Source organism: Vreelandella sp. 21 (genome assembly GCF_050995515.1).
In the GTDB taxonomy this organism is placed as follows: domain Bacteria; phylum Pseudomonadota; class Gammaproteobacteria; order Pseudomonadales; family Halomonadaceae; genus Vreelandella; species Vreelandella alkaliphila.
Genome location: NZ_CP194673.1, coordinates 3,930,338 through 3,945,532 on the forward strand (window position 1 = coordinate 3,930,338; position 15,195 = coordinate 3,945,532).

The window sequence follows — 15,195 nt, forward strand, 5'->3', positions numbered from 1 at the left end:
GAATCAAGAAAATCGCTATTTATACTGAAAGGACTTTCGACACTCCCCATTGATGCGGGCACATAACAACAATTGAGATCCTTATGACAACGCAACAATCACTACCCCGTTGGATGAAGCAAGCCCTGATGGAGGATCATCGGAACTTGGTATTCAGCTCGACTGCCGCAGAGGAAACACGCACAAACGTCGCCAATATCTTTAAGTCACATCATCTGGAACCGTTGAGTCACGGTGGCAAACTATCTGCCCGCCTGCACTCAGTAGCGCTGGGCTGCGTCTCCTATAACCGCCTCGCCTATGGCGGAGCTGTGCGCATCGACCCTGAGCGGCTCGAGCACTTCTACCTGATTCAGATGCCCCTACAGGGACAAGCCCGGATTGACAACGACGGCGAGCAGATCGACTCGGGACAGCTGCTGGCCTCAGTGCTTAACCCCACGGCACGACTCAGGATGCACTATAGTGAAGATTGTGATCAGTTGATGTTACGTATCGAGCGTGAAGCACTAGAGCATGCCTGTAGCCGCTTTTTAGGGCGCCCTCTACGCGCCCCTTTAAGTTTTCACCCCGTAATGTACTGGCGCGACACGCCCAGCTGGTTCAACCTAATCGGCTATATCACTCGGCTGCTCAAGGAGTCACCGGAGGCACACCAAGATTCGCTGATTGCCCCCCAGCTTGAGCAATTGATCATCCATACCCTGTTAACGACCCAGCCCCATAACTACAGCGATGCGCTGCGCCAAGGGGATAAACGCCTCGCCCCACGCCACGTCAAACGGGTGGAGGAGTATATCGAGGCCCATGCCCAAGAGCCGCTGACGCCGGCTCAGTTGGCGTCGGTGGCTGGTGTTAGCCTGAGAACCCTCTATGCTGGCTTCCGAGATTTTCGCCATCAGAGCCCCATGGAAACCTTACGTCAGGTACGTTTAGAAAGAGTCCGCCAGGCGCTGCTAACCGACACCGACACGGCGACAATCACCGAAATTGCCATGGGCTGGGGCTTTACTCATATGGGGCGCTTCAGCCTCAGTTATCGTCAGGTATTTGGCGAATCGCCCAGCGAGACACTACGAAGCCGGTGTCTCGTCGGCCGGTAGCGAGCAGAAAGTCTGCGGTTTTGTCTTTATTCAGGCGGCTAAAAGCAATACTTTTAGACGAATGGCCATTGCTTCACCAAAGTGGCAAAATAACAATACAAGTTCGTAATGCGCACTTAAAGACGACATGCGAACAAACCCTCGACCGCTCTATGGCTTCAAGGCCACATAATAATGATTACTGCGGCGAGGCTAGGAGGAAACATGACCGTACCTATGACCCGACAACAGATCACCGCCGAGTTTCGTCATCCTGACTCGGCCTGCCGCTGGATGAGCCAAGTCAACGGCCCCCATCGCCTGGAAGTACCTCAACCGCGTCAGCTCAGCTTTCGTCATCAAGGCACCTGCCTAGGCAGTGTTTCGATTGGTACCATCGAATACGCCACTCGGGTAACCGTCGACATTGCCGATCTGACCCACAGCTACAGTATTAGTTTGCCCCTTCAGGGCACCCAGAGCATGGAGTATCAAGATAAAGTCTTCGACTCTGATGCCGCCGTGGGAGCGATCATCTCGCCTAGCCAAACGTTGCGCCTGAGCATGGACGAGCAATGCCAGAAACGCCTTGTACGCCTCTCCCGCCAAGCCCTTGAACACAAACTATCGCAGCTGTTGCACCGCCATTTATCACAGCCAGTCATCTTTGAACCACGCATGCTTCTAAGCGGAACGGTGAAGGAGTGGTGGCAGATGGTAGCTAACCTGCAGGAAATGCTGCATGCCGAAGGCTCGCTCTGCGATATTCCCGAGGTGTGGGGCAACTTCGAGAACTCGCTAATTACCAGCCTGCTCTATACCCAACCTCACAACTACACAAGCGAGCTACTCGGTCGCCAACAGGGGCGCCCTGCCTACCTGAGTGACTTAGAAGCGCTACTCCATGAGTCCTTGGATCGCTCCCTCGGCCTAGCCGAACTAGAACAAGCGGCTGGCGTCTCCCGAGAACGGCTCTATCGAGACTTCCATACCCACTACGGGGTCTCTCCCATAGCCTACTTCCGCCAGCTGCGTTTCGACTATGTGCGCCAGCGCCTGGAACGAGCCACCCCCAACGAAAGTGTCTCAAGCATCGCCATGGATTGCGGCTTCCAGCAGTTGGGGCGCTTCTCACAGGAGTACAAGGTGCGTTTCAGCGAATTGCCCTCGGAAACCCTAAAGCGCTCGGCCACTGTACTGTTGCAATAAAAGCTCCTGCCTTACCAGTGCCAAGCACAGATACTTATCTACGATAATGAAACCGCCAAAAAAGATGGTTTATTTTGCATATAAATCATCTTTTAGCACATAGCATGGTAAAGAGTCACAGCGGTTTCAATAACCATGAGACATCATTTTTATTATCAAAATAGAACCCACCAATCGTTGGCTACATAGTGGTTCTAACTGACCAAAGCTCAGGAAAAAATTTCAAATCCAATGCCTTTTTAAGATAAGACACACCCGTTGTTCCTCCCGTCCCCGCTTTATAGCCAATAATTCTTTCTACCGTTTTCATATGACTAAAGCGCCACTTGTGGAAATTGTATTCGGTATCAATCAACTTCTCGGCTAGCTCATAAAGATCCCAATACTGGTTAGTATCACGATAAATATCGGCCCAAACGGCCTCTACTTCGGGTGAAGCCACATACGGCTCAGACCAATCTCGGTTAATCACTTTTTCGGGAAGAGAGAAGCCGCGTCGACTCAATAACTTAAGACAACAATCATAAAGGCTGGGGGCGTTTAAAACATTCGTCAGATGCTGATAGTTTTTAGGGTGCGAGCGATGCACTTCAACTAACCCTGGATGCTTATTACCCAAAAGAAATTCCAGCTCACGGTATTGATAGGATTGGAAGCCTGAACTCTCTCCAAGACTATCACGGAAGGAAATATAATCTGCTGGCGTCATGGTAACTAATACCTCCCAAGCCTGAATCATTTGCTCTTGGATGCGTGCTACCCGAGTCAACATCTTTAGAGCTGGCCGCAGCTCGTCGACCATAATATTATTAGCGGCCGCATGGGCTTCATGAAGACACTGTTTGAGCCATAATTCAGAGACTTGGTGAATAATAACAAACAGCATCTCATCGTGTACGTCAGAGCGTGGGCGCTGGCAAGACAGCAGGGGCTCTAAGTCCAGATATTGCCCATAACTGATATCCTGATTCCAGTGAACATTTCTTTCGCCTTTCAAGCTTAATGCGCTTTGGCTAGCGTTTTTTTTATCATGATCGCTCATAGTCACTCCATTTAAGATATTTATAGCTTTTATTTACCCTCCACAGGGTTGTTTTAAACAATCTCATACTATTAATTGTTTAAGAAGAAACTGGCATTTAAATACTCGATAATTTCGAAGTAATCGCCCCCTCTCCCTCTCCCTCTCCCTCTCCCTCTCCCTCTCGACCACGGTCAGCCCAATGGAAGGCATCCGTGATATTGCCAGCCAAGTAGCCATGAATAGTTTGAAGGTGGGCGGCTCCCTTAAGGTCACACCTTGAGGGAGCTCTGCTAATTACATGCTGCACATCCGTTTTCTAGAGGAGTGCCAACGTCAGCCAGGGTTGCCAAGCTAACAACACCAACGTAATAAGGCTAGCTAGCAGGAATGGCAACAATGCCAGGAAGATACGCATAGGCGGCACCCCGGTCATGGAAGAGGCAATAAACAGTCCTGCACCCACTGGCGGCGTCAGAAGCCCCAGTACCAACGTCAGACAGACCACCACACCAAACTGGTAGGGAGTAATATCAAACTGCTGGGTGGCAATCGGCAGCAGGATGGGAACTACCAGGATGAGCGCAGCGATACCATCAATGATCATTCCCACCAGTAGCAACACCCCCACCAGCAGCAGCAGAAAAATAAAGGGGTCGGTGGTCAAAGCAGCGATCCAGGCGGCAGCCATTTGCGGCAGTTGCTCGTAGACGACCACCCAGCCAAAGACTCCAGCGGCAGCAATCAACATGATCACCAGGCCGGCATTGATAGCGGTGCGTTTGAGTATCTCGGGCAGCATGGCGACTTTCAAATCACGATAGAGATAGCGCCCTAATAGCAACGCCGCTAGCGAGGCGAGCGCCGCCGATTCGGTGGGAGTCGCCAAGCCCAGCAGAATACCGCCGATGATAATCAGCGGTATCGACATGGCCGGCAGGCCCATCTTCAGCGCTTGCACTGCTTCTTGTCGACTCAGCCACTCTCCCTTGGGGTATTGCTGTACCAATCCCATGATGGCGATAGTCAGAAAGAAGGTTCCCCCTAGCAGTAGGCCAGGCAAGATACCGGCGATAAACATATCCGCAATGGGCACCTGGGCCATCACACCGAACAGCACGAACAGCATCGAGGGCGGGATAATGGGTGACAGCAAGCCACCAGCAGCGGTAATGGCCGCACTATAGGGCTTGTCATAGCCCTCCCGCTCCATGGCTGGCACCATCGCCCGGGACATGATGGCGATCTGCGAGGCGGCAGAACCGATAATCGCCGCCATCATCATGTTGGCAACCAGATTGATGTAGGCCAAGCCACCGCGAAAACCACCCACCAGCAGCCGTGCCAGGTCGATCAATCGGCGAGTTCCCCCACCTTCGTTCATCAGCTCTCCGGCTAGCATAAAGAGTGGAATGGCTAGCAGCCCATAGCTCTCGATAGCCCCGAACAACTGCTGAGGATAGGACTCAAAGAGCACGGTATTACCCGATACCAAGATATAGAACAGGGCAGTAAGTGCCAGCACCAGGGCAATGGGCACCGCCCCCAGCAGTAGCAAAGCAAAGACAGCGACAGTCATCGGGCCACCTCCTCTTGAGTGGTGTGGGATGCCGGACGACCAAGATTGCACAGCGATTGGCATAAATTGATCAGACTGTGGAACAACAAGGAAGCGGCGAACCAAGGAAGAATCAGCCATACCCAGAACTTCTTGATACCCAGCGTTGAGGTATTCTCGGCATAGATGAAATTGAAGGTCTCGCCTTGAAAAGCCTGAATATCGAAGCCGGTCTGCCACAGCAGTAGTGGCTGATACCAGCGCCAACAAAGCCACAGCAGAATCAGCGCGAAGAGCGCCACCATTAGGTCCACGAACAAACCTACCAGGCGCTGACAAGAGGTCGGCAAGAGATCAGTGAACAGCGTCACAGCAATCCCTTGGCGCCGTTTGAAAACCGCACTGGAGATCAGCAGAGTCATCCAGATCATGGCGTAGATAGCCAGCTCGCTGATCCAGTAGATCGGATTGCCGGCGGCACGAAAGGCCACATTGATAAGGATCAGCAGGGTCACTGCCGCCGCTAGGACAGCGGCAGTGATCTCCTCTCCTTTGGCAAGTCGGTCAGAAAGTCGTGACAACATCACGTCACCCTCATTCACGTAGACGGTCGGCTTCCTGGCGAAGCATCTCCAGTCTCGGAGCCTTCTCACCCCAGATTGCTTCCCACTCGGCAATGGCGTCGCCGAAGAACTCAGCATCGGCCTCGACAATATTCAGACCAAGCTCACGGATCTCAGCTTCTTGGGCCGCATCCTTAGCCTGAAAGCCGGACAGGACATTCTCCAGGTGCTCAGCCATGGCGGTCTCGATCAACTCACGATCCTCCACTGAGAGTTCGCGCCAAACCCGACCAGAGACCACACCCACCATAGGGAACATCATATGGTTGGAGATCAGTAAGTTAGGCGCCTGCTCATAAAACTTGAGGATCAAGATAGAATCAAAGTCCATATCGATGGCATCTACCTGGCCATTAGCCAGAGCGTCATAGACTTCGAGCAGTGGCAGCGGGGCTGGAGCCGCGCCAGTGGCAGTATAGAAGTCACGGATTGGCTCAAAGGGGGTGATACGCAAGCGCTTCCCGCTCATATCGGCCTGGTTCTCGATAGGTGCCCGAGAGAGCACCTGCCGCATGCCTACCATGCCATAGCCAACGCCGACCATACCCACGCCCTGGGGCATCAGGTCGAGCAGTTCACCGGCAGTGTCGGAACGCAGTAAGCGCGCAGCATGATCTACATCATCAACCAGATAGGGTGCATAAAGGGCACCGAAGTCAGGAATCCGGTTGGAAATTTCAGCGATGGTCAGAAAGGCCATGTCCAGCGCGCCAGTCTGCAATTGCTGAACCATCTGTGCTTCGTTACCAAGCTGCTGGGCCGGGAAAACGCTGACGCTATGCTCGCCATCAGAACGCTCATGAAGGGTATCGGCAAAGGCCACAGCTTCGGTGGACCAGAGGTGCTGGGGAGGTGTAATTACCCCCAGGCGGAAATCGCGAGCCTGGGCAGAAACGGCACCAAAGAGTAGAGAGGCCGCCACGGCAGTGCTCAGAAAGGCTTTTGTAGGAGTCATAATGGGTCTCTTATATAGTTTTTATGTGGTTTTAAAACAGACTCAAACCTTCGCTGTACCGGCCAGTTGACTGGCGAGATCCTGCTCATCTTCTTTAGCCCGCGGCCGGGCATGGCGCACCTGTAGCTCGGGCGCCTCAACGTTGGCCAGTGCCACATTGAACACCACATGAGAAAACGGGCCGTCTAGTTCACGCTTGGCAATCTCGGCGGGGTCTTCAATACGTTCGGCAGTGACGACCAGCTCTTCACGGGTGGCAAAGGCAAAGTCGTCATAGGTGTAGGGATCACCCGCCAGATTAATCTGAGTGGTCAAGTGCTGGTGGCCCGAAGCGGAGACGAAGTAATGAATATGCGCTGGACGCTGCCCGTGACGTCCCAGGGATTTCAGCACTACATCCGTGGGCGCACCTTCGGGTACGCCGTAACCAGAGGGGATAATGCTACGCGCGGTGTAGTGACCTTCGCTGTCGGTATAAATCGTACGACGCAGGTTGTACTCAGATTGCGAAGGATCAAAGAAGGAGTAACCTCCATGGGAGTTGGCGTGCCAAATCTCGACCTTCGCGCCAGCAATCGGCGTGCCGTTCACGTCACGCACCTGACCGGTCAGCCACATGGTCTCACCGTCGTTATCCTGACTATCGTCCATGCGGGCAAAACCTTCGGCTTCCGGGGCACCAGCGACATACAGCGGGCCTTCAATAGTACGCGGTGTGCCGCCGGTGCGTTTGGCTTCGGCGTCGATAGCGTCTTGGCGCATATCAAGGTAGTGATCAAAACCAAGTCCAGGAGACAGCAAACCAAACTGAGTTTGGCTACCCAGCGAATTGAGCAGATTGACAGCCGCCCAGTACTCTTCCTCGGTCACATCGAAGTCATCGATTAGCTTGAACAGATCAGATACCAAGCGATGCACAATTTGTTTGGCGCGATCATTGCCACCGGTTTGGCCAAAGCCAGCAACGGTTTTGATGAAGTCTTGCACGTCGGGAGTGTCAAAAATCTTCACGGTCATGGTGAAACCCTCTGTTTGTTATAAGCTGTTGTTATTAATAAGAACTAACGTTGCACCTGGGTATATTAGCTATCGTCGTCACGCACTGAAGAGGGGTGACGACACAGCGGTTTGACGCTGATTTCCATATAGGGAAACAGTGGCAAGTTGCTAACCAATGCCTGCAGCTCAGCGTTATCTTCAACGTCAAAGATGCTGACGTTCGAGTAGCTGCCTGCCACCCGCCATAAGTGGCGCCATTTGCCCTGGCGCTGCAGGTCTTGGGAATAGCTCTTTTCAGCAGCCTTGATGTCTGCCGCTTGCTCGGCGGGCATATCCGTCGGCAATTTAACGGTCATTTCTACCTGATACAGCATGGCGCTCTCCTCCTCGGCTCGTACGCGACTAGTCTTTACGTGAGCAGTCTTTACGTGAGTAGTGCGTAACCTTGTCTTCATCTAGCGTGATACCCAGCCCTGGCTCTGTCGGTAAGTCGACGCCAAAGTCATGGTAATTAAGCGGTTTAACGACGATATCGTCTTTGAGCAGCAGCGGGCCGAACATCTCCGTACCCCAGGCCATTTCAGGTAGCGTTGCCCAGGCGTGGAGTGACGCGGCAGTGCCGATGGTGCCCTCCAGCAAGGTGCCACCGTACAAGCCAACCCCCGCAGCTTGGGCAACATGGGCCAGTTCCAGCACGCCGTACATGCCACCGGCTTTGGCAATCTTCAGCGCGAAGGCACCACTGAAACCGCCGCAGACAAGGTCAAGCCCGTCGCGAGCGTCTTGTACTGCCTCATCAGCGAGCATTGGCACATTGAAACGGTTAGCCAGTCGGATCAGCCCGGCATGCTCACGAGCAGGAATGGGCTGCTCAATCAGCTCAATACCGGCCTCCTGCAGTGCCTGAATACCGCGAACCGCAGTGGACTCATCCCATGCCTGGTTGACGTCAACGCGCACGCTGGCGCGATCCCCCAAGGCCTCTTTGATGGCCGCCACGTGACGTACATCGTGATCCACCGGATGTGCGCCGATCTTCAACTTAAAGTCACAATGCCGACGCTGCTCTAAGCGCAACTGCGCTTCGTCGATATCTTTGGCGGTATCGCCACTGGCCAGCGTCCAAAGCACCGGCAAATGTGTTTGGCGGGCGCCGCCGAGCAGCTCGGCCACGCTTAGCCCCAAACGTTTTCCCTGAGCATCCAGCAGCGCGGTTTCCAACGCCGATTTGGCGATCATATTGCCGCGGATGTGGCGGTTAAGACGGGCGCGTAGCTGATGAATATTGCCTGACGGTTGACCGATCAGCAGCGGCGCTAGGTAGGTATCAATATTGCGCTTGATGCTCTCTGGACTTTCTGGGCCGTAGGCAAGACCACCAATGGTGGTGCCTTCGCCTAGCCCTTCAACCCCATCCGAGTGGCGCATGCGCACAATGACCATGGTTTGGCAGGCCATAGTGGTCATGGAAAGCTTGTGTGGACGGATGGTCGGTAAATCGACCAGCACTGTTTGAATGTCTTCAATAGAGACGCCGCGCATAGAAACCTCAACTAGAGATAAATTTCTCAAAAAACACTCGGCATTCGCCCACCGGATTTTCCTCAAACCAAGTCTTGCTAGCCTCAATCATCGGCGGCGGCCCACACAGGTAGGCATCGAAGGGCTGGGAGAGGAAGTCGAGATCAAAAAGGTCACAGACCACGCCTTTGTTGCCTTGCCACGCTTCGGAAGGCGTCATTACAACGGTGCCAAAGGCGAAGTCGGGCAGCGTCTCGGTGAAAGCTTCTAGACGCTCGAGCTCACTGAGATCCTGCTCCTGGGTTACTCCATAGACGAGACGGATCGGCTGCTGGCACTCGCCCTTTTCAGCCAGCTCCTCAAGCATACCGAGGAAGGCAGAAAGGCCCGTTCCACCGGCCACCATCAGTAACGGGCGCTGTACCTCACGGAGATAGAAGGCTCCCAAGGGCGCCTCCAGAGAGATGGCATCGCCCACCTTGGCACAGTCGCGCAGGTAGTCGCTCATCACACCGCTCGGCAACAGGCGGATCAAAAAGCGTAACTTTCCCTCCTGTACCGCCGAGGTGGCAAAGGAGTAAGCCCGCCACTGATCGCTACCCGGCACCTCAATGCGAGCATACTGACCAGGCAGGTACGGCAATGCCTGAGTGGGATCGTCGAGGGTGATCTCGAGGATGGCAGCACCATCGGAGACCTGCTCCACGGCGCTGACAGTGCCGTTATGCACCTCGGTAGCCACACTGCAGACGTTGGAATCGATATCGAAATAGAAGGAAGCCTGACTGGAGCGCAGGCGAGTCTGGCAAGCCAATACATGCCCTTCGGCGATCTCCTCCTCGGTCAAGGCCTCCTCATCGATATACTCGACATCGACATCACCGGACTCGCGCAGGCAGCGGCAAGTACCACAAACCCCTTCCCGGCAATCCACCGGCAGATTGACTCCGTGACGCTGAGCGGCATCCATCAGCAGCTCATTCTTATCGACCTTGACGAAGCGGGTGGTGCCGTCCCGAAAGACAATGGCGGCTGTGTTATGCATGACTCGCCCTCCAGCAACATCAGACGTGGTAGAAATCCAAGACGGAATCGATCTTGTCGTTGAGCAGTACCGTGTGCTTGCGGGTAATCTTCCAGTCGTCGCCGTCACCACGCAGCGTATAGCTGGCCGTGCCGAAGAAGTAGCCGCTCTCACCGAAGCGGTGGAAGTGAGTGACCCAGTTCACCTTAGCCTGCACCTGACCATCATCACGTGGCGCCCAGCGCACGTTATTAATCAGATGCAGCGTGCGGGGCATCGGCGTGGAAGCAGCGGACTTGCCAGTACGCAGGCGGAAGATGCGATCCTCAATGCCCGTGCGGTCCGCGTAGTACATCAGCGACATCTCACGCTTCGGGTCCTGGGTGATCTCATGGTCGCCCTTCCACTGAGGGATATGAAACTCACACTCTGGGGCGAACTGGTCTAAATAAGCATCCCAATCCTGGCTGTCACAAAGTTCGGCGACCTGATAGAGAAACTGTTCGATGGATTGCTGCTGGCTCATGACTTATACCTCCTGGAGCTTGAGTGCTTTCTTCTCGAGACCCGCGAGCAGCATTTGCTGCCAGCTGCCGTGCTGGTTGACGTAGAGCCCCTCATGGGTGAACTCGGTTCCGGTGATCACCGGTTTAATCCCGAGCACCTGGCTGTTGTGGGTCTCGCCGTACTCCCAGCACTGGTAGCCCCGGGAAATGTCATTCCACTCAGTGGCCCGCGCTTCGAAGCCACGCTGTTGCTCACGGAACTCCACCAGATCATCGGGGGTCCCCATGCCAGAGACATTGAAGAAGTCCTCAAACTGGCGGATACGATTCTCGCGATCAGCATCGGACTCGCCTTTCACGCCCAAACAGAGGCTGATCACTTCCGTCTTGTTCCAAGCCACCGGGCGCACGATGCGCAGCTGGGAACTGATCTGATCCATGAAGAACAGGCTGGGGTAGATATTCAGGTTACGCAGGCGATGCATGGTCCACTCAGCACGCTCCTGGGGGAGCTGCTCTAGTAGGCGAGGCATCACCGCAGCGTAACCAGGGCGTACCTGGGGGTTAGGCATGTCGCTGAACAACAGGCTGTGGCCGTTATTGAAGGAGAACCAACCATCGTCGGTATCTTTGTCGCCGGCACCTAGCTTGCTGTAGTCGAGGGTATCGCCGCTGCTGCCGTGCTTCTGGGCTTCCAGCTCACGGCGGTGCTGTACGGTAGAAACGTAGTTATAGTGCACAGTGCTGACGTGATAGCCATCCAGACCGTTCTCGTTCTGCAGCTTCCAATTGGCGTTGAAGGTGTAACGGGACTCACCGGATAGCACCTCCAGCTCACCATCCTTCGCTTGCTCGACCATCATGTCGAAGAACAGCGTGGTGTCACCGAGGAACTCCTTGAGACTGACGGTGGATTCTGTGTCCAGACTAATAAAGACAAAGCCACGGTAGCTTTCGATGCGCGCCTGGCTCAGGCCACGGCTGGCCTTATCGAAGTCTTCGGGATATTCGCTCGGCGCTTTGACCTTGACCAGGCGGCCATCGGACTTGTAGCACCAGGCGTGGAACGGGCAGGTGAAGGTGGACTGGTTGCCCTTGCCAACCCGGGTCAGGGTGGCCCCACGGTGCTGGCAGGTGTTGGCCAGCGCCCGCAGTTCTCCCTTGCCATCACGAGTGATGATCATCGGCTGACGGCCAGCCTGCATGGTAATAAAGTCGTTCTTATTGGGAATTTGGCTTTCGTGGCAGGCGAAGATCCACTGCTTTTCGAAGATGAGTTCCATTTCGAGATCGAACAGCGCCCGATCGGTGAACATGTCACGAGAAACCCTAAAAACGCCTTCATCAGGACGGAAGTCGATACAACTCTCGACGAAAGCCTGCCAGTCGGAGGGGGAGCGATATGCAGTCATGGGTCGTTACCTTTTTATTACTTATGAGGTACGTCTAACCCTAGAGGCTTCCCCCAGCCTTCACTATGCAGTTCTTGGAGGAACACTATGCACTTTTTTGCTCATCCTCCGAGAGCAGTCCGGATCGGCGCCAATGCTCACCCAAGTAGTTCTAGTCTATTTAATCGTCGCAACAATGTCCTAGAAACTGTGCCCTAGAAACAATGTTCTAGAAACAATGTTCTAGAAACAATGCCCTAGAAACAATGCCCTAGAAAAGCGCCTAAACGCTTCTATGAAACAGTTACACTAGTATAAAGATAACCACGAAAGGCCTTAACATGACGCTACCGCTTTACCTTGGCCTACCCATGTGGGCCAATCAGGATTGGCTTGGCACTCTCTATCCAAGGCATGCCAAAACTGACCTGTTAAGCGATTATGCGGCGGTCTTTTCAAGCGTTGAGGGCAACACAACGTTTTATAGCGGCGCACCAAAGGCAGAAACGGTGGCCGCGTGGGCGCGGCAAACACCGCCTCATTTTCGTTTCTGCTTTAAACTTCCTGCCACAGTCACCCATGACCAGCGTTTAACCCAGCCAGAAAATGCCTGGGCGTTTCTCAAGGCACTCACGCCCCTCCATGATCGCCTTGGTCCTACCATGGTTCAGCTACCACGTGATTTTGGCCCTTCGGAGCTCCCCCAGCTAGAAGCGCTTCTTGCTCAATGGCCGGCCTACTTACCGTGCGCAGTGGAGGTACGCCACCCCGCTTTTTTCCTCAAAGGAGAGGCAGAAAAAGCCCTTAACCGCTTGTTAATAACTTATTCAGCCAATCGCGTAATGCTTGATGTTCGTCCGGTATTTTCAACACCCGCCAATGACCATCCTGGTTTAGCGCATGCACAGCAAGAAAAGCCGAAACTCCCGCTACACGTGCTTTCCACAGCAAATTATCCAGTCATTCGCTTTATTGGCCATATTGACAAAACAATTAATAGGGACTATTTCACGCCGTGGATAGACAGGCTCATCCTGTGGATAAGTCAGGGGAAAACCCCTTTCTTATTTGTGCATACCGCTGATAACCGAGCGTCACCAGAACTGGCGCGCTGTTTGTACCATGAAGTTCAACAACGCATCACTTTGCCAGCGCTTTCGCCATTCGCCGACGAGAAGCAGAGCCAACTGTTTTGACCGATCTTTTTAGGCTAACTGACTGGCAACCCCCACCATGATCGGATAAATTGCGCGTACTTTCGGAAAATGACGCTGGAACCTTTCTATTTTCCGAAAATCGGCACATTAGGCTAATAACGCCTTATTACAATTAACTAAACAGGTGATTTCATGGCAAAACTTGCACATGCACAGTGGTCATCGCGCATGGGGTTTGTGCTAGCGGCCGCTGGTTCAGCCGTTGGCCTTGGTAACATTTGGCGCTTTTCTTACATGGTGGGCGACAGTGGTGGGGCAGCTTTCGTGCTTGTCTACCTTGCTTGCGTGGCGTTGGTGGGCCTGCCCATTTTGGTGGCTGAATGGATGATTGGTCGTCGTGGCCAGAAAAATCCAATCAACACTATGGCGGACCTAGCAGCCGATCATGGTAAATCCAAGGCGTGGGCGTTAATCGGGGTGAGCGGCGTATTAGCGGCGTTCCTGATTCTGTCTTTTTACAGCGTCATTGGGGGCTGGTCGCTGAACTACACCCTCAGTTCAGTCATTGGTACGTTTAACGGCCAAGATGCTGATGCGATTAGTGGCCTTTTTGGCGGCATGCTGGCTAGCCCGATTACCCTGCTGCTTTGGCATACTGCCTTTATGGTCCTCGTCATTGGTATCGTCGCACGTGGCGTAACCAAGGGCCTTGAGAGCGCAGCACGGTTGCTGATGCCTGCTCTGGTGGTATTAATGCTGATACTGGTGGGCTACGGCATGACCAGCGGCTATTTTGGTGAAGCGCTAGCCTTTATGTTCAGCCCGAATTGGGATGCACTTGACGGCGGTGTTGTACTCGCCGCGATGGGACAAGCGTTCTTCACCCTATCGCTGGGTATGGGCATCATGATGGCCTACGGTTCCTACCTAGGCGAAGACGTTAACCTGATCAGCACGGCACGCACGGTGATCATTCTTGATACGGTGATTGCACTACTGGCGGGTCTAGCCATCTTCCCCATTGTGTTTGCTAATGGTCTCAGTGCTGGAGAAGGTCCAGGCTTGATCTTTGTCACGTTGCCATTGGCTTTCGGTAATATGGCAGGCGGTACAATTTTGGGCTTGATGTTTTTCTTGCTGCTGACCTTTGCTGCCTTAACGTCAGCGATTTCACTGTTGGAACCGACGGTAGAAATGCTTGAAGAGCGCACTGCAATGTCTCGCGTTACCGCCACGTTAGCAAGCGGGATTGGTGTCTGGGTACTGGGCGTCGCCGCATTGTTGTCGTTTAACGTGTGGTCTGAGGTGCTTTTCTTCGGCCTTAATATTTTTGATCTACTCGATACGTTTACCAGCAAGATCTTGCTGCCATTAACCGGGCTAGGGGCAATTATATTTGTTGCGTGGTGTTTGAAGCGTGACAGTGTAGAGGCTGAACTGGGGCTTTCGTCCACAGGCGTTAGCGTATGGAACGTCATCGCGCGCTTTATAGCGCCCGCAGGCGTTATTGCAGTGTTCGTCACCGGGCTACTCTAAGCCCTCACTGACAATCAGCACTATTGAGCAGTACCGCCCTGTGCATGAGCGGGGCGGATCTGCTTCAGCGTTCTACAATCCCTTAGGTATACTTTTTAAGCCTACCTTTTTAAGTGCACTCTTTAGTGCACTTTTTTAATGCAGTTCGCTCTCTTGCTCATCATCTGCCAAGGGGGCGATATCCCGCGATAACTTCTGAAATTCCCGATGCAGCTCTATGCCCCTACGCGCCCTCAGGCTGCGCTGGGCGGCACTACGCCGACGCTCAACATGCTCATCCACTTCCATACTCATAAAGATGTCGAGTAGTTCGCTTTTTACCGAGGTGATTCGTTCGACGTTTCTCATAATCGACGTTCCTCCAGGTGAATATGCCTACGTCCACCTGCATCCGTGACGACTGTTTATTTAAATGATGCAGTGCGGCACTTCACTTCTTACTATAACCTACTTGACAAAATGATGACGAATCCAGTTGAAATGCCCTAACGGCATTTAAACGCATGAGTAAATCGCATTTATACTGTTTCTGCATCGTGCTTGCTGCAACATACGCTGCAACAAGCACTCAGGCATACTGTCGTGAGCATATCTGCATAAGTACTAAAGAGAA

The 15,195-nt window shown here is 53.6% G+C and carries 15 protein-coding genes; 4 read left to right on the forward strand and 11 right to left on the reverse strand.

The window, feature by feature from the left end; translation table 11 throughout:
* Nucleotides 1-83 precede the first annotated feature (83 nt).
* Nucleotides 84-1,103, forward strand: a complete 1,020-nt coding sequence (locus tag ACN06F_RS17790) for an AraC family transcriptional regulator (protein ID WP_095603409.1) — start codon at nucleotides 84-86, stop codon at nucleotides 1,101-1,103.
* A gap of 204 nt (nucleotides 1,104-1,307) precedes the next feature.
* On the forward strand, nucleotides 1,308-2,291 hold the full coding sequence (locus ACN06F_RS17795; protein ID WP_038479627.1) for an AraC family transcriptional regulator: 984 nt from the start codon (nucleotides 1,308-1,310) through the stop codon (nucleotides 2,289-2,291).
* 181 nt (nucleotides 2,292-2,472) lie between these two features.
* Here the strand turns inward: ACN06F_RS17795 and kynA are convergent, their stop codons facing one another.
* The 10 genes from kynA to antA form a co-directional block, all read right to left on the reverse strand.
* The gene (gene kynA, locus ACN06F_RS17800) at nucleotides 2,473-3,333 is read right to left on the reverse strand and encodes a tryptophan 2,3-dioxygenase (protein ID WP_433924438.1); all 861 of its coding nucleotides are present in this window, start codon (nucleotides 3,331-3,333) and stop codon (nucleotides 2,473-2,475) included.
* Between the two features lie 298 nt (nucleotides 3,334-3,631).
* Complete coding sequence (locus ACN06F_RS17805; RefSeq protein ID WP_433924439.1) at nucleotides 3,632-4,891, reverse strand: TRAP transporter large permease; 1,260 nt, start codon at nucleotides 4,889-4,891, stop codon at nucleotides 3,632-3,634.
* Entirely contained in the window at nucleotides 4,888-5,454 is a 567-nt protein-coding gene (locus ACN06F_RS17810; protein WP_231657885.1) for a TRAP transporter small permease, read from the reverse strand. The genes ACN06F_RS17805 and ACN06F_RS17810 overlap by 4 nt, the downstream gene beginning before the upstream one ends.
* Before the next feature lie 10 nt (nucleotides 5,455-5,464).
* Complete coding sequence (locus tag ACN06F_RS17815; protein WP_051626399.1) at nucleotides 5,465-6,448, reverse strand: TRAP transporter substrate-binding protein; 984 nt, start codon at nucleotides 6,446-6,448, stop codon at nucleotides 5,465-5,467.
* Between the two features lie 42 nt (nucleotides 6,449-6,490).
* A complete protein-coding gene (gene catA, locus ACN06F_RS17820) occupies nucleotides 6,491-7,465 on the reverse strand; it encodes a catechol 1,2-dioxygenase (protein ID WP_433924440.1) in 975 nt (324 codons plus the stop codon).
* Between the two features lie 65 nt (nucleotides 7,466-7,530).
* A complete protein-coding gene (gene catC / locus ACN06F_RS17825) occupies nucleotides 7,531-7,821 on the reverse strand; it encodes a muconolactone Delta-isomerase (protein ID WP_089040225.1) in 291 nt (96 codons plus the stop codon).
* A 28-nt stretch (nucleotides 7,822-7,849) separates the two neighbouring features.
* Nucleotides 7,850-8,989: a muconate/chloromuconate family cycloisomerase gene (locus ACN06F_RS17830; RefSeq protein ID WP_433924441.1), complete on the reverse strand. Its 1,140-nt coding sequence runs from the start codon at nucleotides 8,987-8,989 to the stop codon at nucleotides 7,850-7,852.
* A gap of 7 nt (nucleotides 8,990-8,996) precedes the next feature.
* Nucleotides 8,997-10,013 (reverse strand): anthranilate 1,2-dioxygenase electron transfer component AntC, encoded by a 1,017-nt coding sequence (gene antC / locus ACN06F_RS17835; protein ID WP_038479647.1) that lies wholly within the window; start codon nucleotides 10,011-10,013, stop codon nucleotides 8,997-8,999.
* A gap of 19 nt (nucleotides 10,014-10,032) precedes the next feature.
* Nucleotides 10,033-10,518, reverse strand: a complete 486-nt coding sequence (gene antB / locus ACN06F_RS17840) for an anthranilate 1,2-dioxygenase small subunit (RefSeq protein ID WP_038479649.1) — start codon at nucleotides 10,516-10,518, stop codon at nucleotides 10,033-10,035.
* A 3-nt stretch (nucleotides 10,519-10,521) separates the two neighbouring features.
* Nucleotides 10,522-11,910: an anthranilate 1,2-dioxygenase large subunit gene (antA, locus tag ACN06F_RS17845; protein WP_433924442.1), complete on the reverse strand. Its 1,389-nt coding sequence runs from the start codon at nucleotides 11,908-11,910 to the stop codon at nucleotides 10,522-10,524.
* Nucleotides 11,911-12,230: 320 nt separating this feature from the next.
* On the opposite strand from antA, the gene ACN06F_RS17850 reads away from it, so the two are divergent.
* Both ACN06F_RS17850 and ACN06F_RS17855 read left to right on the forward strand, forming a co-directional pair.
* Nucleotides 12,231-13,085 carry a DUF72 domain-containing protein gene (locus ACN06F_RS17850; protein ID WP_120386035.1) on the forward strand — a complete coding sequence of 285 codons (855 nt, stop codon included), beginning with the start codon at nucleotides 12,231-12,233 and terminating at the stop codon, nucleotides 13,083-13,085.
* 153 nt (nucleotides 13,086-13,238) lie between these two features.
* Complete coding sequence (locus ACN06F_RS17855; RefSeq protein WP_038479656.1) at nucleotides 13,239-14,582, forward strand: sodium-dependent transporter; 1,344 nt, start codon at nucleotides 13,239-13,241, stop codon at nucleotides 14,580-14,582.
* Nucleotides 14,583-14,717: 135 nt separating this feature from the next.
* Here the strand turns inward: ACN06F_RS17855 and ACN06F_RS17860 are convergent, their stop codons facing one another.
* Nucleotides 14,718-14,930 carry a PA3496 family putative envelope integrity protein gene (locus ACN06F_RS17860; protein ID WP_038479659.1) on the reverse strand — a complete coding sequence of 71 codons (213 nt, stop codon included), beginning with the start codon at nucleotides 14,928-14,930 and terminating at the stop codon, nucleotides 14,718-14,720.
* Nucleotides 14,931-15,195 lie beyond the last annotated feature (265 nt).